General features: G+C 37.6%; 21 protein-coding genes. 3 read left to right on the top strand and 18 right to left on the bottom strand.

Annotation, left to right across the window (positions count from 1 at the left end):
- Positions 1-382: 382 nt before the first annotated feature.
- The 8 genes from GZH82_RS09625 to GZH82_RS09660 all read right to left on the bottom strand — a co-directional run bounded on the left by GZH82_RS09625 (position 383) and on the right by GZH82_RS09660 (position 8277).
- Positions 383-1447, bottom strand: a complete 1065-nt coding sequence (locus GZH82_RS09625; protein WP_162682304.1) for an Mrp/NBP35 family ATP-binding protein — start codon at positions 1445-1447, stop codon at positions 383-385.
- A 310-nt stretch (positions 1448-1757) separates the two neighbouring features.
- Positions 1758-3206, bottom strand: a complete 1449-nt coding sequence (locus GZH82_RS09630) for an MDR family MFS transporter (protein ID WP_162682305.1) — start codon at positions 3204-3206, stop codon at positions 1758-1760.
- A 105-nt stretch (positions 3207-3311) separates the two neighbouring features.
- Complete coding sequence (locus GZH82_RS09635; protein ID WP_162682306.1) at positions 3312-3773, bottom strand: SepA family multidrug efflux transporter; 462 nt, start codon at positions 3771-3773, stop codon at positions 3312-3314.
- Between the two features lie 25 nt (positions 3774-3798).
- Positions 3799-5142 carry a multidrug efflux MFS transporter SdrM gene (gene sdrM, locus GZH82_RS09640; RefSeq protein WP_162682307.1) on the bottom strand — a complete coding sequence of 448 codons (1344 nt, stop codon included), beginning with the start codon at positions 5140-5142 and terminating at the stop codon, positions 3799-3801.
- A 464-nt stretch (positions 5143-5606) separates the two neighbouring features.
- Positions 5607-5804, bottom strand: a complete 198-nt coding sequence (locus GZH82_RS09645; protein ID WP_162682308.1) for a hypothetical protein — start codon at positions 5802-5804, stop codon at positions 5607-5609.
- Positions 5805-5816: 12 nt separating this feature from the next.
- Positions 5817-6497 carry a PAQR family membrane homeostasis protein TrhA gene (gene trhA / locus GZH82_RS09650; RefSeq protein WP_162682309.1) on the bottom strand — a complete coding sequence of 227 codons (681 nt, stop codon included), beginning with the start codon at positions 6495-6497 and terminating at the stop codon, positions 5817-5819.
- Positions 6498-6507: 10 nt separating this feature from the next.
- A complete protein-coding gene (locus GZH82_RS09655; protein ID WP_162682310.1) occupies positions 6508-7698 on the bottom strand; it encodes a UTP--glucose-1-phosphate uridylyltransferase in 1191 nt (396 codons plus the stop codon).
- A 69-nt stretch (positions 7699-7767) separates the two neighbouring features.
- Positions 7768-8277 (bottom strand): metal-dependent hydrolase, encoded by a 510-nt coding sequence (locus GZH82_RS09660; RefSeq protein WP_162682311.1) that lies wholly within the window; start codon positions 8275-8277, stop codon positions 7768-7770.
- A 189-nt stretch (positions 8278-8466) separates the two neighbouring features.
- Here GZH82_RS09660 and GZH82_RS09665 point away from each other — a divergent pair, with 189 nt between their 5' ends.
- Positions 8467-8727, top strand: coding sequence for a SunI/YnzG family protein (locus tag GZH82_RS09665; RefSeq protein ID WP_162682312.1), 261 nt, complete (start codon positions 8467-8469; stop codon positions 8725-8727).
- Between the two features lie 140 nt (positions 8728-8867).
- Here GZH82_RS09665 and GZH82_RS09670 read toward each other — a convergent pair whose 3' ends face one another.
- From GZH82_RS09670 to GZH82_RS09700, 7 genes are all read right to left on the bottom strand, one after another.
- On the bottom strand, positions 8868-10238 hold the full coding sequence (locus tag GZH82_RS09670; protein ID WP_162682313.1) for a YjiH family protein: 1371 nt from the start codon (positions 10236-10238) through the stop codon (positions 8868-8870).
- Positions 10239-10358: 120 nt separating this feature from the next.
- Positions 10359-11321 carry a FecCD family ABC transporter permease gene (locus GZH82_RS09675; RefSeq protein WP_162682314.1) on the bottom strand — a complete coding sequence of 321 codons (963 nt, stop codon included), beginning with the start codon at positions 11319-11321 and terminating at the stop codon, positions 10359-10361.
- Positions 11318-12343, bottom strand: coding sequence for a FecCD family ABC transporter permease (locus GZH82_RS09680; protein WP_162682315.1), 1026 nt, complete (start codon positions 12341-12343; stop codon positions 11318-11320). The genes GZH82_RS09675 and GZH82_RS09680 overlap by 4 nt, the downstream gene beginning before the upstream one ends.
- 386 nt (positions 12344-12729) lie before the next feature.
- Positions 12730-13719 carry an ABC transporter substrate-binding protein gene (locus GZH82_RS09685; RefSeq protein WP_162682316.1) on the bottom strand — a complete coding sequence of 330 codons (990 nt, stop codon included), beginning with the start codon at positions 13717-13719 and terminating at the stop codon, positions 12730-12732.
- A gap of 69 nt (positions 13720-13788) precedes the next feature.
- Positions 13789-14865: an alanine racemase gene (locus GZH82_RS09690; RefSeq protein WP_162682317.1), complete on the bottom strand. Its 1077-nt coding sequence runs from the start codon at positions 14863-14865 to the stop codon at positions 13789-13791.
- A 3-nt stretch (positions 14866-14868) separates the two neighbouring features.
- Entirely contained in the window at positions 14869-16638 is a 1770-nt protein-coding gene (locus GZH82_RS09695) for an IucA/IucC family protein (protein ID WP_162682318.1), read from the bottom strand.
- Positions 16622-17806, bottom strand: coding sequence for an MFS transporter (locus GZH82_RS09700; protein ID WP_162682319.1), 1185 nt, complete (start codon positions 17804-17806; stop codon positions 16622-16624). The genes GZH82_RS09695 and GZH82_RS09700 overlap by 17 nt, the downstream gene beginning before the upstream one ends.
- Positions 17807-17906: 100 nt before the next feature.
- Here GZH82_RS09700 and GZH82_RS09705 point away from each other — a divergent pair, with 100 nt between their 5' ends.
- Positions 17907-19874 carry an IucA/IucC family protein gene (locus tag GZH82_RS09705; protein ID WP_162682320.1) on the top strand — a complete coding sequence of 656 codons (1968 nt, stop codon included), beginning with the start codon at positions 17907-17909 and terminating at the stop codon, positions 19872-19874.
- A gap of 110 nt (positions 19875-19984) precedes the next feature.
- Positions 19985-21130 carry an MFS transporter gene (locus GZH82_RS09710; RefSeq protein WP_162682321.1) on the top strand — a complete coding sequence of 382 codons (1146 nt, stop codon included), beginning with the start codon at positions 19985-19987 and terminating at the stop codon, positions 21128-21130.
- A gap of 144 nt (positions 21131-21274) precedes the next feature.
- On the opposite strand, the gene GZH82_RS09715 is transcribed toward GZH82_RS09710, so the two are convergent.
- The 3 genes from GZH82_RS09715 to amaP are packed head-to-tail and all read right to left on the bottom strand — an operon-like array spanning position 21275 to position 22621.
- Entirely contained in the window at positions 21275-21766 is a 492-nt protein-coding gene (locus GZH82_RS09715; RefSeq protein ID WP_162682322.1) for an Asp23/Gls24 family envelope stress response protein, read from the bottom strand.
- 54 nt (positions 21767-21820) lie between these two features.
- Positions 21821-22066 (bottom strand): DUF2273 domain-containing protein, encoded by a 246-nt coding sequence (locus tag GZH82_RS09720; RefSeq protein ID WP_019165072.1) that lies wholly within the window; start codon positions 22064-22066, stop codon positions 21821-21823.
- A 12-nt stretch (positions 22067-22078) separates the two neighbouring features.
- Complete coding sequence (amaP, locus tag GZH82_RS09725) at positions 22079-22621, bottom strand: alkaline shock response membrane anchor protein AmaP (protein WP_162682323.1); 543 nt, start codon at positions 22619-22621, stop codon at positions 22079-22081.
- Between the last annotated feature and the right edge of the window lie 111 nt (positions 22622-22732).

A 22732-nucleotide genomic window follows, 5' to 3' on the forward strand; every position in this document is an offset into this window, starting at 1 on the left:
CTTTACCTATTTAACAAGACCTTTATTATTTTAAGCTCAACTCTCAACATTTGCAATAGTAAATTTTACACCATTCAAATATTTTAGAATTAAATTCATTTGCCGTTTTTAACGACTTTTATATCTTATCACCGCTGTGATATATTGTCAATAAGAAATTTTGATTTTTATTTCTTATTTCAAATGAGCGCTTTATTTCGCTCACAAGAATATATTGTATACAGGTCAAACTGAAAATGCAACCCCTTTTTTTAAACTTTTTTACAGAAATTCAATTCAAGCTTTTACATCTTATTCGTCTGTCCACTTTGCAACTGATATTACCCCTATAATCATGCCGAGCAAGAAGACATGACCTCCGCTTCCTACTCGGCAACCATCCTTATTGATTTGTTTTAGCAATAATCTTCTGAGCGATTTCTTTATAAATTTGGCCTAAACGATCTTCTGGTTGGTAAATAGAAGGTGAAAAGTCTACAGGTTTCCATGACGGTTGCTCTAATGGCAATTGTCCAAGTAGCTCACTTTGTAATTCATCAGCAAGCTTTTGTCCGCCACCTTTACCGAAAATGTATTCTTTATTCCCTGTTTCTTTACTTTCAAAGTAAGACATGTTCTCGATAACACCTAAAATCGAATGATCCGTATGTTTTGCCATTGCACCTGCACGTGCTGCTACAAATGCGGCTGTTGGATGTGGTGTTGTCACAATAATTTCTTTACTTGATGGCAACATCGTATGCACATCGAGTGCCACATCTCCTGTGCCAGGAGGTAAATCTAGTAATAAGTAATCTAAGTCTCCCCATTTCACTTCAGTAAAAAAGTTCGTCAACATTTTACCTAACATAGGACCACGCCAAATGACAGGTGCGTTCTCTTCAACAAAGAATGCCATTGAAATGACTTTAACACCATGACGTTCAACCGGGATGACTGTTTTACCTTCGATACCTGGCTTTTCATCAATCCCCATCATGTCCGGTACACTGAATCCGTAAATATCCGCATCAATTAAGCCGACGCGTTTCCCTTCACGTGCTAATGCGACTGCTAAATTGACTGCAACTGTTGATTTCCCTACGCCACCTTTACCGGAAGCAATGGCAATAAATTCCAAGTTATTACCTTTCGCTAAGGCACCTTCAATCGTTTGTTCTTCCTGCTGTTGCGCCCCCGCATATTGTTTCACTTTTTCTTTAGGAAGGGCTTCAAAACGAATGCCTACCGTTTTCGCACCATTTTCTTTTAATTTTTCCACAATCGCCATTTGTAATTCAAGTTGTGGCTGTCCTCCCAATTGGGCCATCGCGACTTTGACGCTAACATGTGCTTTTTCTTCTTTAATTGTAACCTCTACAACCCCTTCAGTTTCTTTAAGAGGTACATTAATAATTGGATCGTTAATTTCTCCAATAAGTTGTTTCACCTGTTCGATTGTTAACACTTCCGACATCTCCTTTTGTATACGCTTTATTCCTCATTTTAACAAACTTTTACAGTGTTGCATAAGGTAAAAACTCTACCTATTCATAAAAATTGTGTGTCTCTCTCATCATTACATCACTTTTACAATGACAAGCGCATCGTACCTCTCATTTACTTTATACAGACTCGGTTCCTCACCATAACTTCTGCTACATTTTGAACATAAAATATACCAACTCAGCTGTTTGTTAATTCATGCCGCTTCTATTTACGCATAAAAAACATCAAACAACGCCATGCCGTTTGATGTTTCATCTTTTATCATCTAGTTATCGTACTACGTGACGTTTGTTGACACGTTCCTTTTTCCCTCTATCGTAAATAAAGAAACTGATAATAAACCCAATCAATAAGAATCCTGAAGTCACGTAAAATGCTAAATCGACACCGTGTGCCATTGCTTCACGTTGAATCATTGTTTTTGATACAGACGCATCCGGTTGATAAAATCCTGCTCCTAAGCTCATTAATGTAACCATCAGTGCCGTACCCATTGATCCTGAAATTGTTCGTAGCGTATTCATAATCGCTGTACCATGTGACACCATATCATTCGGTAGTGAGTTAATACCGGCTGTGTTGAGTGGCATCATCAATAACGACACTGAAAATAGACGAATCGTAAAGACGATAATGACATACGTATAGGATGTATGCGCTGTTAATTGCGCCATCATTAATGTCGTCATTAATAGTAATGCAAAACCTGGAATAACAAGTACTCTCGCACCTACTTTATCATATAAACGACCGTTGACGACCGACATGACACCGTTAATGACGGCACCTGGTAATACAACGAGCCCTGATAATAGCGCTGACAGACCGAGTGAATTTTGAATATAAATCGGAATTAACAGTGCTGGACCGACCATCGATGTATAGACGATCATAGATGAAATGGACGTCAATGTGAATGTTCTCGTACGAAAAGCAGACAATTTGAGTATTGGGTTGTCGATACGTAATTGACGGGTAATGAATAAAGCCACAATACCAATACCTACAATTAAACTTATCAATACGATTAAATCATCGAACCCACGCACACCTGCAATACTAAAACCGTACAACATAATACCGAAGCCGAGTGTCGAAAGGACTACAGATGTTTTATCAAGTACAACTTCTTTTGTATCACTAAAGTTACGCATAGAACGCCAACCGAAGATTAAGCCGATAATTGAAACAACAACGACAACGAATAACGGTGCACGCCATGAATAATTGTCAACAAGTATCCCTGACAATGTTGGTCCAATGGCTGGAGCGAACTGAATCACAAGCCCTGATAACCCCATCGCGAATCCCCGTTGATTTTTTGGGAATAACGTAAATAACGTAAACTGACTGAGTGGCATAATAACACCTGCACCCATCGCTTGAATCACACGTGCAGTCATCAATATTGGGAATGTCGGCGCTAACGCAGCAGTAATAGAACCGACAACAAAAGTACCCATCGCTGTTAAATACAACGTTCTTGTAGGCACTCTATCCATTAAATATGCCGTTAAAGGAATCATAATACCATTCACTAACATAAATCCTGTAACTAACCATTGAGAAGTACTTTCATGAATGTCCAGACCTCTCATAATACTAGGAAGTGCAGTATTCAATAATGTTTGGTTTAAAATTGCAATAAAGGCACTGATCAAAATAACAGCAACGATGATATTTCTTTGTGTTTTATCTACATGAACACCTTTGTGCATACACTTTCCTCCTCTTACATTTCTATACCAATGCTTTATTTTACGACTAAAAAGTTAGCTTAGCAAAGTTTTTGATTTCTCTTTAAAAACGCGCCATGACACCTGTTATTTTCGATTCAAATCCTCAGCATCCGGATAAAACACTTCTTTACAAATGTAGAGAAACGCGATGATTAACATCAACACCCAATAGTCGATTTGAATATATTGATAATGAATATGAATCACAAAATAAAACATTGTAATCATCATCGCATACGAAATCAAATGAAATGTGAAGCCCTCGAGATAAGGGTTCGGATATAATTTCTTTTGGAGCCAGTCCATCAAATACTCGACACCAAAAATCACAAAGTAACCTAGGATAATATAGCTGCCGTAATAAATTAAATTGTCATAAAATCCTTCATTATAAGTAAACGTGCCAAGGCGAAAGTAAATTAATAAACGACTTAAGCCGAACAAGCCAAAACCGAGTAATGTTAAAAATATAGTCCCAGAAATAACAAAAATGGAGAGGATGACTAACAAAGTGACAAAGTTAAACAAATTAAACTTCCCTTTCACTAATCAAACCTCCCCATATCTTTAATTATTTTTCAGAAATTGTACGTAAACTTTTATCTTTACGTGTATACCAAACAATCCATAAACCTGCTAATACTATGATACAAAATACCATAACATTTTGGATGCTTGTTTTAAAGATAACCACATCCATCGCATAAATGTAACCAATAATTGCTGAACCAATCGAATTCCCCATATTACGAGTTAGTGTAAAGAGCGACATCATCTTTTTCATACTTTCTGGCGATGTTTCTTCTTGCACCATCACACTATCTTTCGTATAAGCTGTCCCAAAACTCATACCTAAGAAGAACAATGTCACTGCAACAACGATAGGATGAAATGCACCAATCAATACACTGATACTTCCTACAATTAAAATACCTATTGCGAGCAAATATAAACCTCGAACAGTACGATTCGCTTCAATTTTTTCTAAAGTGAAGTTAACCAACAACCAGCCGATTGAAAGTGGGAAAATGATGAGTCCACTTTGTAACGGGCTTAAGCCTAAATGATCTTGTAAATAAGATGGAATAAATACATTAAAGCCAATTAACGTCACTGCAATGAAAAAGTCAGTTAAAAATGCTAAGCGAACTTTAGATCCAAATTCTTTTGTCGGGATAAAGGACAATGACACATTTTTCGAACGCTTGATAATGACACCAAAGAAGATGACGAATAAAATAAAACAAACGATATTCATCCAAATATGACCTGTGATGAGCACACTCGCCATGAGCAATGCTAATAACACATAAAATAAGCACATGCCGACAAAATCAACTTTATGTCTAGACGTGGATTCACTTTCAAAATGGTATGACGTTAATACAAGTACCATCACGATAACTGCAATAGGAATGTTAATGTAAAATAGCCAATGCCATGAAGAAACTTCTAAAATAAAACCACCGAGAAATGGCCCAAGAATACTTGAAATCCCCCAAACACTGCCGACAATCCCCATCACTTTATAACGAAATGGAATTTCAAATGCGAGTTTAGGAACGATTTGTGCTAATGACATGTTCACCCCTGCGCCAACACCTTGAAGTAAGCGGGCAAACACTAACATTTCAAATTGGGAACTCATCCCTGATAGCAGACTACCAACTAAAAATAAAATTAATCCTAACATTGTCACATAGATAATTTTAATCCGTGACATTAACTCACTTAAAATAGGAATAGATAACACAATCCCTACAAAATACACTGTAAATACGAGTGAAATGGGTTGTGTTGCATGTAGGTCAGCACGCATCGTCGGTAAAGCTAACGACACAATCGACGTTTCGATGGCTGCCATAAACATAATTAAGACTAGTGAGCAAATAATACTAACTCGCTTTAAATACATACTTTTCTACCTTTCCATGAAATATTTGTTGTCGCGGACATAGGGTCAGTGAGGCTAACTCATCTTGACATCGCAGTTTAATCCCCTTTGTCCTATAAAAAGTTTAACTCAGCTGAAAATGAAAAAAAGATGCTTTTAAACACCGTCACCTTTCAACACAGAGACCGTCCACATCTATCTGATGCGCTGTACTTACATCTTCGTCAATCAAACCAAATTGTACGAACATCTATGCACTTTTTATGTAAAGTTTAAAACCGTTCATTTTCATTATCTCTACTTATTGTGAATTTGATAAGAAATAAAATCAAACTTTATGTATTCAACTGCTTATAGTGAATTTCCATATACAGCGTTATTGAAACATCATTAACTATCCATATAAAGATAAGAGACTGTTATAGTGTCATCAACCCTCACTACATGAACGATTGATGTCTCGGAACAGTCTCTTTCTATTATGATTACATGTTCTTTTTATGTTGTCGGTGTACGGAAATCATGATAATGATAATCACGATACCTAAGCCTAATGATACAAAACCTAGGAGCGGCGATACTGTTAACGCACCTTCTCCTAACAAGTAATAATATGCGAAATACACTTGAAACAGTAGTAAAACCGTTAGTGCAAACATGAACAGCTTATAATGCGGCTTCATCCAAACACCCACCTACATAAAATATAAAATACCTATGAAATGAAATAATGAAGCAATGAGTATAAAAATATGCCAAATCATATGAAAGTATGGTCTATTTTTTTGAGCGTAAAACCATGCCCCTATCGTATACGCTAAACCGCCTAATAAAATGAAAATAAAAAATAGCCATTTTGATTGACTGATGATGATAGGTAAGTAAATCACACCGACCCATCCCATAATGAGATAAATCATCAAGCTTAACTTAGGATTCACTTTTGTTGCAATGGCTTTATACAAAATCCCCCAAATCGTCGTACCCCAAAGGATAATCATAATGGACCAACCGAGCCAACCGCCTACGAGTATAAGTGAGACGGGCGTGTATGTACCAGTGATCGCAACATAAATCATACTGTGATCAATAATGCGCATCACATATTTGTGAGGAGACGCTTGTTGCATGGTATGATAAACCGTTGATGAAATGAACATCAAAAATATACTAATGACAAATATAGACACACTGACAGACATCAATACGCCGTGATGTGTATAACTGTGAACAGCCGCATAAGGCAAGGCTAACAACATTATGAATGCTGCGACACCATGTGAGACACTATTACCAACTTCTTCTCCAAATGACAAAGGGCTCATTTCTTTAAATGTTTCTAACGTCGTTTTTTTCTTTGTAGCACTTTTTGTCATATCATTACCTCTATTCAATGATGTTCATACGTTTCAAATCATTTGTTGCTGTTTCGATGCTGTCTTTACCTTCTTTATTTTTCAACGGACTAAATTCCTCATCTCGAGCAACTTGTAGCGTCACAAATGAAGTGGCGTATTGAAAAATATCAAAATAAAACAGTTCAAACTTTAACGTAGGCTTTTTCACAACACCAAAATCTTCATCTAATTGCTCAAGTTCTTTAATAGCAAGATGATAAGGAAGCGGTTTGTCCACTGCATTTTCAATAAATGTGCGGCGAAACGCGTGAATACCCATATTGGCATTGTTAAATTGATTCGCTACTTCAGGATCAAGCTCTGAATATTCTAAAACTGTGTCTTTACCACTACGAACTGCTAGACGCCCCACTTTTTCACCTGCAAGTGGTGCAATGGATTTAGATGTCACATCCTTATGGTGATGAACAGTGAAACCAGCAAATAATGGATCCAACACTTTAACAAGTACATTATCAATATTATTGACGAAAATGTACTCATTATGACGTTCAGCCATTTGATCCAAGTAACCTGCTTTTTTCAACGATTTGAAAATACCACCATTACCATTCGGCGTTTCCATAATGCTACCGTTTTTATCTAATATCAGTTGACCTTGCTCGTTTAACGCCACGATATTATCTTGTTTAAAAAAGTAAATATGTTCAGCATCATAACCGAAGTGATTGTGGTCTTCAAAAAATGCACATGTGGCCTCATCATTAATATCACTTGTCATAATGTACCAATCAACAAAATGACCTGTTTTTTCTTTTAATGCCTTTAATTGGCGTGCTTGCAATTCAAACAAGCTCACACCTTCAATTTCAAATGAACCTTTAGGCCCTTTATAACCTAAACGCGTTCCTTGTCCACCCGCCATTAACAATACAGCGAATTGACCTTCTTGAATGGCTTGTAAACCGAGTTGTCGATAAAATTCTATCGTTTCATCCGTCATTTGTGCAGTTGTTTCATAGTTCACTTCTTGGACGTCTGAAACATCATCAATCGTTTGACGGTTCACATAAACTTGCTGATAGAGTGATTGAATCTCTGCTAAATCAAGTTGAGCAATTTTATCGTTCAGTCGCTCTTTTTCGTTCGTACTCATCAGCTTTTCATATTCTGTTAAATGCGATTGATTATATTTTTCAAGTTTATGACTTTCTAACATAATGAATTATACGCTCCTTTAATAAAGCTGTGACTCAATTTCATTAACACATCACTTCATATTCTTTCATCACCATTGCAAAAAGTAATTTAAAAATTGTTTCATTGTCGATTCAAACAACAGATACAATGTGACAAGACTAAAAGTTGTCGCAAGTGATAAATCTATTGTACCACCTGTCTTAAAGTGAATTGGGAAACGTATGCGAATAGGGATAGGAAAAAATAAATGTACGCCTCTCGGTGTTAACATATCTAATATCACATGTGAAAGCATACCACAAATTATGCCAATCATATAGTAAATTGGTGTTTCAATCATATGTAATGCATAGTAAACCCCGAGCATAAAGAGTAAAGAATGTGTAAAAGTACGATGACCAAACAAATGTTTGATAATGTGACTCATAATAGGGAGTCGTTGCCCAATCTTACTCCGCGTATGACATATGTCAGGAAAAATACTCGCTAAACCAGATACAACAATGCATGTGGCCATTTCAAAAATATCTAATTGGAAATGTATGCCCACTGCAGCTCCAATAAGAATACCTGCAGCGGAGTGCGTTTTACCGGTCATGTTAACCACCTTTCTATTGATGTGTGGATTATACCATAAAACGCACAAAAACACGAACATATTTTCGCATATTCCGTCAATTCTCAAATAGTATAACACATTTAACTTTCTGTGACTCATTTTATTTGAAAAAGCGGTTTCAATCAGTTACAATGAACCTACAAATAGAAATAAAGGATGTGTTTTGTAATGGCAATGACAGTAAAGAAAAATGAAGAAGAAGTGCATATTCAATGGAGAGTAGCAGATATTCACATTCCTAATAACGAAATCCTTAATGTGAGTGAAGATCAAGATATTCATGCAGTACCTGAAGTAGATGCGCAAAAAGTTTATCGTATTGGTTCTACATTTGGTAAAACAAACCGTGTGATTATCGACACGAACAAACAACAATACATTATTTATACGTTTAATGATAAAAAAGTATACAACGAAGTGACGAAGTAATACTTCAACATACGAAATGGGATGGCTCACGCTGTCCCATTTTTTATGTTATTTTGTTCTCATAACCGAAACATAAACAAAAACAGGCTGAGGAAGCGTGATCATAACGCCCTAGCCTGTTTTCTTTTTTGAACTTTGTTTTAGAAAAATAAATGTGCCACTAACACAATAATTGGTAAAGTAATCAGCGTACGGATTAAAAAGATCGCAAAAAGTTTCCCTAATCCAACGGGAATTTTTGATCCTAAAATGACACCACCGACTTCTGATAAATAAATCAATTGACAGACACTTAATACGCCGACAATGAAACGTGTCATTTGACTTTCGACACTTTCAATTAAGATAGACGGTAAAAACATGTCCGCAAAGCCGATAATCATTGTTTCAGAGGCCGCTTGTGCTTCTGGTACTTGTAACAACTCTAAAATCGGTACAAACGGTAAACCAATCCATGTGAATATCGGTGTGTACGTCGCCAAAATGGTCGCTAACGTACCGACAGTCATCACGACAGGAATCACAACAAGCCACATGTCCATCACCGTTTTAAAGGCTGTAACCATGTATTGTTTAAATCCTGGCGCACGATATGCTGTCGACACTGCATCTTCATAACCTCTACGGAATGATTCTTTGTAACTGTATTTCTTTTCTGGTCGTTCTTCTGGTGTTGCACCATCTGAATAACGATCTTCTACATAGCGTAATGGCCAAATTCTGGGCATAATGAGTGCTGCGATGAAACAGGCTAAAACGACTGTCCCATAAAAGAGTGCGAAACGATGAATTAAGCCAATCGTTTCTGCTATAACAATCGCAAATGTTAATGATACGACACTAAACGTCGTTGCAATCACAGTAGCTTCACGTCGTGTATAATAGCCTTCATCATATTGTTTGCTCGTAATCATCACGCCGACTGTGCCATCACCAATAAATGATGCGAGGTTGTCTACAGTTGAACGTCCTGGTAGTGTAAACAACGGTCGCATGACAGGTCTAAAAATAGGACCTAAAAACTCTAGTAAACCGTATTCGAGCAACAATGGTAAAAATATTGCCGCAAAGAAGAATACTGCGACTAGCGTTGGGAGGAGTCCTGTAAAAATAAGACCTCCCGTATCTTCTGAATAAACCCATGAAAATCCTTTGTTTAAAAATGTCATACAAACAATAATAATCGCCAACATACGAATGACAAACCATGGCCATGTCACAATAAATGCATTCGCTCTAAAGCTATTACTCGGTATACGATGCTTTAAAACCGTACTACATAATACTGTCAAAATCCCCGAAACGATGATAATCAGCATAATGATCCATGGAATCGCTGGTCCAAGTATCGCTTGAAATTGTTTTGCTAAAAATGCAATGGGTAACGTGGTTGTATGCTTCCCGTCTTCTATCACAGGGAGTGGAATTAAAAACAACACAATTCCAATGAGTGAAAGAATAATAAATTTCAATCTCCCTGTACGCTTTTCTTTCTGATTCAAATCTTCCATTTCCTCTCGCCTTTTCCCCTTAGTATAAGACAGTTCAACAATCGATATAAATTATACAAAATTTCCTATATATATGCAATATTGAATCTAACGTTAAAGATTTAATTGCAATTGCATCCGTTACATTTTTCGTAACACATAAAGGAAATACGGTGCACCAATAATCGCAATTAACACGCCGACCGGAATGTCAATAGGTGGTGCAATAATACGTGCCAAACCATCCGCAATAACCATCAATAATGCACCTACAAGTCCTGACATCGCAACGATATGACGATGTTGATGCCCCACTAGACTCCGTGCAATGTGTGGCGCTATGAGTCCTAAAAAGCTTAATCCCCCGACAACCGAAATTGCGGCACCTGCCAACATAACGGATGCGAATAGTAAAATCATTTTAGTGCGTTGTACATGAGTGCCTAATGCCGTTGCGACTTCTTCTCCTAAATGTAAAATATCGAGCTTTCTCGCATATAAGAAAATCACAGGAATCGCTACAATCAGCCAAGGTAAAATAGTCAACACGTGGTCCATAGAACGACCGAAAAGACTGCCGGTTAACCAAACAAGTGCAATATTGGCTTCCATGGGGTTGCGGATGAGTAAGTACTGTACTAATGCCATCGCAACAGCACCAATTGCCATCCCGATAAGCGCTAGTTGTGAACCTTTAATCCCTTTCCAACTAATCAATAGCGATAAAATGAGACTGATGACTAATGCCCCAATAAATGAAGCAACAGGGAGTACGAATAAAGGTGCAGTCGGGAATACAATAATGACAATGACTGCCGCTAAACTTGCCCCTTTCGTAATCCCAATGACATCCGGTGATGCAAGAGGATTTCGAATCACACCTTGAATGACTGCACCTGAAATCGCTAATGCTGCCCCGACTAAAATACCGAGTAACATACGGGGGACTCTAAATTCATTTAATATAAAGTTGTCGCCTGACCATACTTCTTTTATTACCGTAATAGGTGAAATCCAAACCGCACCTGCACTTAAACTTAAGATTGCCCCTACAATAAGAAGTACGATGACTAAACTATAACGTCTACCAAAATGAATATTCATCGCGTTTTCACTCCTCTCATTGTAATCCATAAGAAGTATAACGCGCCGACAAAGGATGTCACGATGCCGACAGGTGATTCGAATGGAAAAGCAATTAAACGGCTAATGACATCAGAAATCAATAATAAATTAGCCCCCATAATCATAGAAAGTGTAATGATTAAAAAATAATTACGGTTCAGATAATGTTTGACGATATGTGGGACGATGAGACCAACGAAACCTATAGGACCTGCGATAGACACACTCGCACCTGCTAAGATGATGACGAGCAAACCAGCTAAAGCACGAATGAGTTTTGTATTTTGGCCGAGACCGGTCGCCAGCTGATCCCCTAAATTTAAAATCGCAAGTTGACGCGCAAGTAACAATGCTACGATGAGTCCACCAATGATCCACGGTAATACTTGGAATATTTGTGGCCATTTAATCGTATGTAACGCTCCGACAAGCCAAAACATCACTGTTGTCGTGGCATCTTCATTTAATAATATGATACCTTGCGTTAAGCTTGTGAAAAATAAGTGAATCGTCATCCCAGCAAGCGCTAATCTTACAGGTGTCATCCCTTTAGTCGTATCTGCAAGTGTATAGACTGTAAAGCCTCCGATAAATGCACCGACAAAGGCAAACACTACAGTATTATCAGCTAATGCAGGAAGAAACACGGTAATGAGTACCACTGTAAACGAAGCCCCCGCATTGACACCGAAAATTTGTGGCGAAGCAAGTGGGTTCCGGGTCATCGCTTGCATTAACACCCCTGCAACGGCCAATGCAGCGCCAATAATCGCACCTGCAATCATTCTTGGCATACGTACGTTATGTATTAAAAATGTTGCTTTCGTTGTTTTAAGATGAAAGAAATAATCTAACATCGATTGAAAAGAAATTTTAGATGAACCAATTGCAAGATTTAAATAAACTGCAAAAATAAGAAAGCACACGCTTACAATAAACGTAAGCGTAGTGCGTCTTCTTTGGTGATGTTCATCATTTAATTTTGTATTTACCTTTGACATAACAAATCACCTTTTATATACAATGACAAGCGCTTGGGATGTCCGCATTTCAGCCTCGTTTCTAATTAATGAATGCAAACGAATAAGGCATAAAATTTTGATGCTATTGCTTTAATGAATGTTTTCTACTATTTAGTAATTGGCACTTTTGGTTCAGCACGATTGCTTAAGTGAATGAGAATCCCAAGGAATTGGCTGAACCGGAAAATCCACCAATGCTCCACCAAGTGCATCATTCAATGAAAGCGTTGGTGAGTTGAAGGTTCAGCCCCTAGGAAAGCGAATCCATGAAAGCAATCATAAAAGTATATCAACCTAACCAAAGAACACTAGTTTAGCTAGATGCATCATTATCATTCATCAAATTTTCATCCCATTTTGTGCTCTTACTTGTCGTTGCTTTCCTTTTTAGAAATCTCTACAAGTTCTTTTGCAATTTCTTCTGAAGAGATTAACCCTCTTGATTTTGCCCATGTTTGACGATCCACAACATGTACACGACCACTTTTAACCGCTTCGATTTGATTCCAAACTGGGTCTTTCTTCATTTTAGCGTAATATGGATCATTTTCGCCATTTACCATAATAAACATACGTTCAGGGTTTACTTCAGCTAATTGTTCTGAGTTCATATTTAAGTATGGTGCATTTAAGTATTCAGGTAATTGATCTGCAACTTCTTTTGTTAATGCTTCTTTAAAACCAAGGTCATGTAAAAACTGACCGACGTATGATTTGTCAGAATGCGCTAAAAGACCTGACTGAGAAATAACAGCTGGTAAAACTTTTTTGTCTTTATCCATTGTAATTTCTTTAGTGTACTTATCAATTTTTTCTTCGTGTTCTTTCAATCGTTTGTCAGCTTGATCTTCTTTAGATAATGCTTTGGCGATTGTTTTGAACGCTTCGATATTGTCTTTGTAGTCAGAATCTAAACTTGGTAATAAAATAGTCGGTGCAATTTTACTTAATTGCTCGTAATTCCCTTTATGACGGTTATTATCCGCAATAATTAAATCAGGTTTAAGTTCGCTGATAACTTCTAAGTTAGGTTGTTTACGTGCACCTACTGATTTGTAATCGCCAACTTTATCGCGAAGTGGGTCGATAAGGTTTGATTTTTTACCATCATCCGCAATACCAACCGGCTTCACACCTAATGCGACTAATGCATCCACAAATGAATATTCTAAAGCGACGACTCTTTTAGGCTCTTTATCAATTTTAGTTGTGCCACCGTCGTGCTTAATTTCAACACCTTTTGTACTTTCTGACTTATCTTTTGACTTGTCAGTATCACTTACATTGCCGCAAGCTGCAACAATTAACATTACAGCAATGAGGGCGACAACACCCCACCATTTCTTTGTTTTCACTATACTGCCACTCCTTTGAAATATGTTTTTCAAATACATTTCAATAATAGTTGATAACGATTCTCAATGTCAATACTGTTTGATAAAATTATTCTTTTTGATATCCACAAATCCACTCACCAATTGCTCGATGCCTAAATCTTCATCATAGCTTTTCGGAATATGACGCATATGCATGCTATGTGCGAGCGCGGCATAGTCTAAGTGGAACTCAATCTTGTCACCGATTTGATAATAATCTGCAAGTCCTAAATTCATCATGAGCGTATCGCTGGAGTGACCGACAATTTTGAGCTGGCGATCCACAGGTTGAATACCAGAGATGACTGTATCGAGCTGTCCAATATCGACTAAAGCTTGCATATAGGATTGACGTGTTTCAAGGTTTAAGCGCGGTTTAATTTCTAAAATACGCCCACTTAATGTCACTGCATTATCAAATAAATACGGCAAACGCATGTTATAAGCCGTTTCATAACCTCTAAATAGCGCTTCACCGATTCTCAGTTCATTAATACGTCCAAGATCCGCATACATGGCAAGTGTCAACATGCTCGAATTCCCACCTGAAATCGTCTTGAATTTCATGCCTGTATCCCGTTCGACCGATTCTATAAAATAATTGATATACACAATATCTTCTTCAGTCGGTGGAATTTGACGGAAACACATAAAGTTAAATGACAGTCCCTTTAAATAAACCCCTTTTAAGCGAATGATTTCTTTGATAAGTGGCACAACCTCATATGTCAATGCGCCTTCTCTTCCGTCTTTCCAATCGACCATTAAATAAATATGATGTTTTACGCCTTGTGCAACCGCTTCGTCACTGAGCGCGCAAATCGTCTCTAGTTCTGTTTGGATGCTGATTTGACTATAGCGCACAACATCATTGATTTCATGTGGCAGTGCCCCTTTAATCATCATATCTTGTTTACTGGGCTGTTGTTCACCTGACATCATCGTTGTTAACCGTGATTCAGCTAAAGTGTTAAAGCCCATTTCTCGAAACTGTTGATGCACTTTAGTATCGCCACCCATACACTTCGTCACTGGAATCATACGTACCCCTTGTTCTGCAAGCATGCACTGTAAAACCATCGCATTATATTTAATTTTACTAAGATTAATGTGTATTTGAGGCATAAACTACAGCTCTCTTTCTAAAGGATTTTTTATGTCTATTTGCACGTATTGTTTTACTTTTTGTTTCATTCTCATATTAAGTAAAGCTTTTACGGTCATCTTGTCACCAAATAAAATACGCTTCAACGCAGCTGCATGTGCACGTGTCGGATCAATGGCTGCCTCGATTTCATCTGCTGCGATAGCATACAATGTCATTTCGTCAATTTGATGCACATGATGGAAATGATGAATCAATGTACCGAGCTGATTTTGAATAACTGCATGTTGAAACTTCGCAATGACGGCTTCAATCTCATCACTCACTAAACTGTCGTTCGTAATTTCAAAATCAGGGACGGTTTGTTTTAATGTTTCAGGATAAATACGTGAACCACCTAAATCACGTACAATAAACGACAGGGTCTCATTTTCTTTATCAATTTGCAGAATCGTATTTTGTTGATGCGCTTCTAACGCGATTCCGTATTGTTGAATATACGCAATGAGTGGCGGAATGAGTGCTTCCATGTATTGACGCATGAACTGTTGTATCGTTTGCGTATTGATTTCCCCGTAAAGATACTCAATCAAACTATCGACGACTACTTGGCCATCTACAGGGTTCACTTGCGTCAGGACAGCCGTCACAAGTTGCGTATCTTCATGTCTATGCACTTCAACTTCAGGCGAATGACGGACAATCATCGCAAATTGACGTGCCAAATCCGCTTCCACATCAATATGTGCACCATACGGTTCACTCGCAACAGACAGGGTCGGATAAATGTCTAACATGTCTTGTAATTGATAACTGAGTTTAGGACCATCTACCGTCGTCACAGTCGAAACGGTACGCACGGCACTCGTCGCTTGAACGTTTACAGGCAATTTCACATGATATGGATATTGCAGTAAGCGCATCGTTCTAAATGATAAAGTCGCTTTCGAATCTACTGTAAATGGGGTTGGAATGACGTCATGTTGCGCTATCATTATTTTAAACCGCGCTGTAATCACGTTTGTATATTGCCATGGATGAACGAGCATGATTCGATAATCATCCAACGTCCCTTCATACATTTGCATCCACTGTCTTAATTGACTTTTCTTATCTGGGAACATCTTTCTCAATACAAAATCCTCTTCGCCAGTCATCGTCGTACTTTTTAATAAATCTTTACGTACGAGTACAATTTTTAATGGAATGATTTTCATAAATTCTGGCGCATATTGTTGAATTTCATTCGTATTGAGTGGTAATTTCGTCTTCGTTAATGGATGTGACGGATGCCCTTCCCACACCATTCCTTCCGTGTAGCCAAGCACTGAAAATAATTCATCACCATTCATATGATTTAACCATGCGATAAAGTTGAGCGTATCTGGCATGCGCGAAAATTTCAACGAATGTCGCATCACGCGTTCTCGTTGACGCAGTTGTTGATAGCTCAGTTCAAGACCGAGACGACTATGTAGTAACTCTTCAACCAATTGATTATGAAATGTTATTCCAAAATGTGCGCCTAAAACCTCTATCAATTGTTCTACTGTTTCAATCGTGACGTCCTCTGTGCCAACACGATAAACAATAGGACCGCTCAATTCGAGTTGATATAACGTACTAATCGTCTCATATTGAACTGTTAACACATGTTGATGATATTGAATAACGACTTGTTTTTGTTTGTATTGAAGTTGTGTCTTTTCAGGAAATAATTGTTCTTTCATACATGCGATGAGCATCCGATATTGAATATTTTGATCTGCATTCAGTTTATGGTTGAGTGTCATGAACTGTCTTGCCTCCATTCATCTTAAAATTTGTCAAAAAGCCTAAAATTGCAATGATGGTCGTCGCGCCACCCATGACTAAAAAGGTCGTCGTGATACCAATCAACTCTGTAAAATAACTGAGCAACATCGCTCCAAATGGAATCATCCCTCTATCCATCATAATGACGCTTAAAATCTTACCTCTGCTCTCTTGTTCGACATCGTTTTGAAAATAGATACGATTCGTCGTCCGTGCAAACTGACCAAAGAGCCCGACGAAAAAAATCATTAAAAATAAGCCAATTTCGCCAAGTGGGTATAATAAAAGTAATGCAATACCAAACAATATTGAACTAAGGTAATAGCAATTGTCAGTTGAAAATTTTTGTAATACATAAGGAATCGTGAGCGTCGCCAAAACGCCACCTATCGCACTCACTGTCATCGCTGTACCAAATACCGATGCACTATTAGGATATACCTCGTCTGTTAAAATCGGTAACATTGTGGTATAAGAATAACCCATCGCCATAATGAGAAGTGACGTCATAAAAATTCTTCTCCCTTGCAAATGCAGTTTAAAATATTGCATCACGACAGCTAATGAGAATTGCTTGTTTTTGACTGGTTTGACGACTGCAAGTTTTAACGGAATACTTGAAACGAGTGCAAGTGCATAACAAATCGTTTGTACTACAAATGCAATTGGCACATCATATGCTGCAATGATAAAGCCCGCCACAGCAGGTCCGATTGAACGACAAACATTTAATAAAAAGGAATGATATGAAACAGCTTTAGAAACAGTAAGTCTTTCGGAGATGTCAGGTAGTACAGCTTGTCTTACCGGTGTTTCAACGGCACTCATACAGCCGCGCAAACAGGCGTATATGTATAAATAAAGCATGGGTATTTCATTCATGAACAATACACATACCGTTAAAGTACCTGTAATGACCATCGAACTCGTCACTGTCATTTTAATCAATGTTGAACGACGGTAACGATCAGCAAAACTGCCTGCCCATAAACTTAAAATGAAAATCGGTGCAAGTCTAAAGAAGTTGATGAGTGCAAGGTCCATTGGGTTTTCATTGAGTTGATAAGCATACCAGTTGAGTGCAATTTGACCAATCCAATTCCCTAAAAATAGTAAAAAGGTACTCGGAAAAAACCATTTTGCCAAAATATTCACCTTCTTTAATTGATAATGATTCTCATTTCCGATATTATGGATTATACGAATCCTTTTCGTATTTGTAAAATAAAATGAATGAGGTGTCGTCATGAAAACGGAACAAAATCATCTGAGTATGATAGAGAAAGACTTTACAAAAGATGAAATGGAAAATTATCAAACAGTTCTCCAATTTGATTCGAACTGGGCTACACAATTTAAACGACATATTTTAGTAGGTCGTGACAAAATCACTGCACGACTTGTGGCATCACTGTATCGTGAAAACTTGGTCGGAAGTTATACCAATAGCACGTTTGTTCAAGCAGAGCAGTTAGAGCATTCTGCAATTTCATCCGGCGAACTATTAATGATTCACTTTACATATGGCCCGCTCACGTTATATGCCCGTGTCATCGGTCATCACGCATTTAACCGCGTTGATGTGACAGGACCGTTTTATTGGAGAACACCAGATGGAGAGGACCGTCGCGTATTGCATCCTAACGAAGTACTCGATGTCATCATTAATGAAGACACACAATATCAAGGAGCAGCCGCAGAACAATTTCGTGATGATATGGAGAATAGTGCCGCACATATGACGCTGGCGCTGAGTTACCAAGCACTACATCCATTAAAAGACGCGTCATCATTACTTGATTATATAGAAGCACAAGATGATCCTTACTTAACTTCTGAGCAACTCGTTGTCGAAGGACATCCGTTACATCCAGGTGCAAAATTGCGTAAAGGCATGTCAGCACAAGAAACAATTGATTACTCATCAGAATATCAACATACGATGCCGATGCAGTTCATACTCCTTCATCGTGATGTCGCACGTACAATGGTACAACAAGGCACATATGCAGAAGTAGTCTATCATGCATTTGACGGGTTGAAGTCAGTTGCACAACAAGCGATAGGTACGCATGCCAAGTTAGAAGATTATATGCCTTTAATCGTTCACCCTTGGCAATATGAACATATTATTCGCACAGAATACCAACACGAACTTGATACAAAAGCAATCATCCCGTTAGATTATACAAAATCATATTATGCAGGATTGTCATTCCGCACATTAATGCCTAAAAAGCCTGACGTTTCACCACATATTAAACTTTCAACTAACGTGCATATTACAGGCGAAATCCGAACTCTGTCAGAACAGACGACACATAACGGGCCTTTAATGACCAACATTTTGACCGCCATTTCAGCACAAGATACACTTTTCAACAACGTCCCAACTTCTCCAGTACCTGAAATTGCCGGTGCGCACTTTTATCTATCGAAAGACAGTCAACCAGATGAACAAGAACAACGCAGTGAACAATTAGGGACGCTATTTAGACAAAATATTTATGACATGATCGACAGTGATAGCCTGCCACTCATCCCATCAAGTCTTGTCGTCACACATCCAGAAACAACGCGTCCACTCATTGTCGAATTGGTTGAACGTTTTGGCCAATCAAGTAAAGATACAACAGACATCGACACACGTGCACAGTGGTTTAAAGCATATGCCGCTTCACTCATTGATTACGTCGTGCCACTATTAGTTAAATACGGTATCGCATTAGAAGCCCATTTACAAAACACTATCGCTATATTTGAACCAAGTACTGGTGCCTTTTCACATATGCTCATCCGTGACTTTGAAGGCTTACGCATCGATGCAGAACAATTAGCACAAATGGGTTATGATACGGCACATTTCCATGAAAAATCACGTATTTTAACGAAGAGTCAAACGTCTGTATTCAACAAAGCCTTTTACTCAACAATTCAAAATCATCTCGGTGAACTCGTCGCAGCACTCGCACGTTTTTATAATGATGCTGCACTTGAAAACACGTTATGGTCTATCGTTCGTCAACAAATCGAACAATGTTTTGCAAAGCTTGAAGCGGCTGACATTGATCCACAACGTTTAGCTCATATGCAAGACATATTCTTTAATGAAACGATTGATTATAAATGTGTGACAACGATGCGTTTACTAGATAAAGCACATGAATATACGTACGTTAAAGTTGACAATCCTCTTTCAAAATTAATAATTTAAAAAATGAGGTAGGCATGTTTCTTTCAAAGATTGAGTCAAAAGCATTTCTTATCCTATGTAATTGTATTAAAATAGCTTATAGACAAAAATTACATTTGAGGAGAATGACTATGACAATCATGCGTACCTTAACGTTTATGTTAAGTATTTTTATCGTAGGAATGGTTGAAATGGTTGTCGCTGGCATTATGAATCTGATGAGCACAGATTTAAATATATCAGAAGCATGGATTGGTCAACTCGTGACAATTTATGCTTTTACTTTTGCTTTAACAGGTCCTATTTTAGTGAAACTTACCGAAAAATATTCACCTAAAAGTGTGTTACTGTCAGCGATTGCCTTTTTCGTGATAGGAAATCTGATGATCGCACTATCCCCTAACTTTACGATTTTAATTATCGGTCGTATCATTTCGTCAGCTGCTGCTGCATTGATCGTAGTTAAAATACTTTCCACAACTGTCGTATTAGCGCGACCTGAAAACCGTGGTAAAATGTTAGGCATTGTGTATACAGGATTTAGCGCATCCAACGTATTCGGCGTTCCTATTGGTACATTAATTGGCGATTGGGCAGGATGGCGTTTTACATTTGGGCTGATTATCTTAGTTGGATTGATTGCAGGCGTACTGCTCACGGTTTACTTGCCAAAAGAAGTGAAATCATCCCCACAGACAACGCGTAATCGCACCAGCCGAATTTTAGACAAGGGAGAAGTGACGAAACTCCTATCGATTACTTTTATATTATTAACAGCGAATTCAGTGGCTTATATATACATTAATCCACTTATTTTATCTGGCGGACATAACATCCAATTTGTCTCCCTCGCCCTACTGATTATCGGTATCGCGGGTATGCTTGGGACATCTATGGGTGGTTTCTTTACGGATAAACTGTCATTTAAAACATGGTTGTTAGTGAGTGGTGGTGCCTTTGTCATTGTCATGCTCGTTTTAAATCAACTTTGGACAGCATCCACAATTTTACTGATTGCTTTATTCATTTGGCATATCATTCAGTGGAGTACCAATCCAGCGGTACAATCCGGGCTCATTGATCAAGTAGAAGGCGATAACAGTCAAGTGATGAGTTGGAACATGTCCGCGTTAAATGCGGGTATCGGTTTTGGTGCCTTGCTCGGTGGTTTAATCGTGTCACATATTGATTTACATGCGACGATTTATTTTGCTGCCGGTATGGGCTTCATCGGCTTTATCATTATCTTGATGTTGAAGAAAAAACGCGTTGCCTAGATTTGATAGAAAAACACATGATTGGTCTTGATTGCTAGCATGGATTCGCTTTGCCAACTTGCAGGAAAACGTCGTTATAAGCATACTGAACCTAAAAAATGGAGGCATACGCTATATTACAGCGTACACCTCCATTTTTAATTATTATTGTAAACCTTTATTTTCGTTTTGGTCTCTATTTTTTTCATTTTTTTGTTGCCATTCTTTACGTGTCATCACGTCATCAACTTGCATATTTACTTCAACAACATCTAAACCTGTAATATGTTTGACTTGTTCTTTGATTAATTCAGTTACTTTACGGAAAATTTTAGGTGCTGATTCACCATATTCTAAAATTACTTTTAAGTCGATGGCTGCTTGTTTTTCGCCGACTTCTGCAGATACACCTTGTGTCACATTGTTGCCACCATTGAATGAACCACTAATGCTATCGACAAATCCGCCTTTCATATCTAAGATTCCGCGAACTTCACGTGCAGCAATACCAGCGATTTTTTCAACGACTTCATCAGAGAATGTTAAACTATTAGAAAATTGTGGCCCTTGATTTTCTTGTGATTGTTGTCTTTCTCTTTCATTTACACCAGTTTCTTTATTGTAATTTTCTTTTGCTTTGTTATTTTCTACAGCCATAATTAAAAACTCCTTTATTGTTTATTTTTATTTTCTTTTTTCAGGATTATTGAATCAACTTAACCGATTAAGTAAATTCAAGAAATCTTGCGTACGATCTTTTATATACCCTACACCAATACCGATTAAACATAACACGATAATTAAAATTGTTTTCCAAAAGCCAAGTGTTAAAAATAAGATGGCAATAATGAGGAAGAAGAAAAACCCAATGATACGCCATTTGTAGTTTTGTAATATCTTCGCAAATTGCTCTACTGAATCTCGCTCACTTTGACCATTTCGATTTTCATTAGACATAGGACCCCTCCTTTACACCACACGTGGACCATTGTCTCGTTTTTGGTCACGCACATTGACTTTTACAGTTTTAACATGTAATTCAGAAAAGCGTTCAACATTTTCTTTAATATCCACACGTAATTGCTCTACTAACGATTGGACATTCGTCGCTTCTGATGGCACCAGAAAATCCGTTGTGATATCAATAAAACTATTATTTTTCTTATTGTATAGTTTTGATACGACATTAGGTTGACGAATGGCATCATATTTCGCAATAGTATCGTAAACAGTATTTTCAATTGATTTGCGAGAAATGTAAATATGACCATCTTTGTAGTCCTTATACAATCCCGGTTTACGATATGTAGGCTTAAATGCTCTAAAGAAAAGAATTAAACCGATTAAAACTAAAAATGCTGCTAATCCTATCAGTAATGGATAAAACCAGTTAAACTGGTAAAAATAGTCTTGGTAACTTTTGATCGGTTTATAATCGATATACATAAACAGTAGAAAACCTACAATTATGACAATCAATAGGCCAAGAATAAAATTTTTGATCCGTGTCATTACGAATGCCACCTCCTATTCAATTTGTTACATCTTCTGTTTACCCTTAATTTTGTAATAAAAACTAAAATTTAGTCATATTTTAAAAAATATTTGTGCTTTTGTATCTAA

Source organism: Staphylococcus sp. MI 10-1553 (genome assembly GCF_010365305.1).
GTDB lineage: Bacteria > Bacillota > Bacilli > Staphylococcales > Staphylococcaceae > Staphylococcus.

Excerpts from the sequence above, each read along its gene's own strand:
- GZH82_RS09675 (WP_162682314.1), bottom strand. The coding sequence starts at position 11,321 with ATGAATATTCATTTTGGTAGACGTTATAGTTTAGTCATCGTACTTCTT.
- GZH82_RS09690 (WP_162682317.1), bottom strand. The coding sequence starts at position 14,865 with ATGCCTCAAATACACATTAATCTTAGTAAAATTAAATATAATGCGATG.
- amaP (WP_162682323.1), bottom strand. The coding sequence starts at position 22,621 with ATGACACGGATCAAAAATTTTATTCTTGGCCTATTGATTGTCATAATT.
- GZH82_RS09670 (WP_162682313.1), bottom strand. The coding sequence starts at position 10,238 with ATGGAAGATTTGAATCAGAAAGAAAAGCGTACAGGGAGATTGAAATTT.
- GZH82_RS09710 (WP_162682321.1), top strand. The coding sequence starts at position 19,985 with ATGACAATCATGCGTACCTTAACGTTTATGTTAAGTATTTTTATCGTA.
- GZH82_RS09680 (WP_162682315.1), bottom strand. The coding sequence starts at position 12,343 with ATGTCAAAGGTAAATACAAAATTAAATGATGAACATCACCAAAGAAGA.
- GZH82_RS09715 (WP_162682322.1), bottom strand. The coding sequence starts at position 21,766 with ATGGCTGTAGAAAATAACAAAGCAAAAGAAAATTACAATAAAGAAACT.
- GZH82_RS09645 (WP_162682308.1), bottom strand. The coding sequence starts at position 5,804 with ATGAAGCCGCATTATAAGCTGTTCATGTTTGCACTAACGGTTTTACTA.
- GZH82_RS09705 (WP_162682320.1), top strand. The coding sequence starts at position 17,907 with ATGAAAACGGAACAAAATCATCTGAGTATGATAGAGAAAGACTTTACA.
- GZH82_RS09660 (WP_162682311.1), bottom strand. The coding sequence starts at position 8,277 with ATGACCGGTAAAACGCACTCCGCTGCAGGTATTCTTATTGGAGCTGCA.
- GZH82_RS09720 (WP_019165072.1), bottom strand. The coding sequence starts at position 22,066 with ATGTCTAATGAAAATCGAAATGGTCAAAGTGAGCGAGATTCAGTAGAG.
- GZH82_RS09655 (WP_162682310.1), bottom strand. The coding sequence starts at position 7,698 with ATGTTAGAAAGTCATAAACTTGAAAAATATAATCAATCGCATTTAACA.
- GZH82_RS09695 (WP_162682318.1), bottom strand. The coding sequence starts at position 16,638 with ATGACACTCAACCATAAACTGAATGCAGATCAAAATATTCAATATCGG.
- trhA (WP_162682309.1), bottom strand. The coding sequence starts at position 6,497 with ATGACAAAAAGTGCTACAAAGAAAAAAACGACGTTAGAAACATTTAAA.
- sdrM (WP_162682307.1), bottom strand. The coding sequence starts at position 5,142 with ATGTATTTAAAGCGAGTTAGTATTATTTGCTCACTAGTCTTAATTATG.
- GZH82_RS09665 (WP_162682312.1), top strand. The coding sequence starts at position 8,467 with ATGGCAATGACAGTAAAGAAAAATGAAGAAGAAGTGCATATTCAATGG.
- GZH82_RS09630 (WP_162682305.1), bottom strand. The coding sequence starts at position 3,206 with ATGCACAAAGGTGTTCATGTAGATAAAACACAAAGAAATATCATCGTT.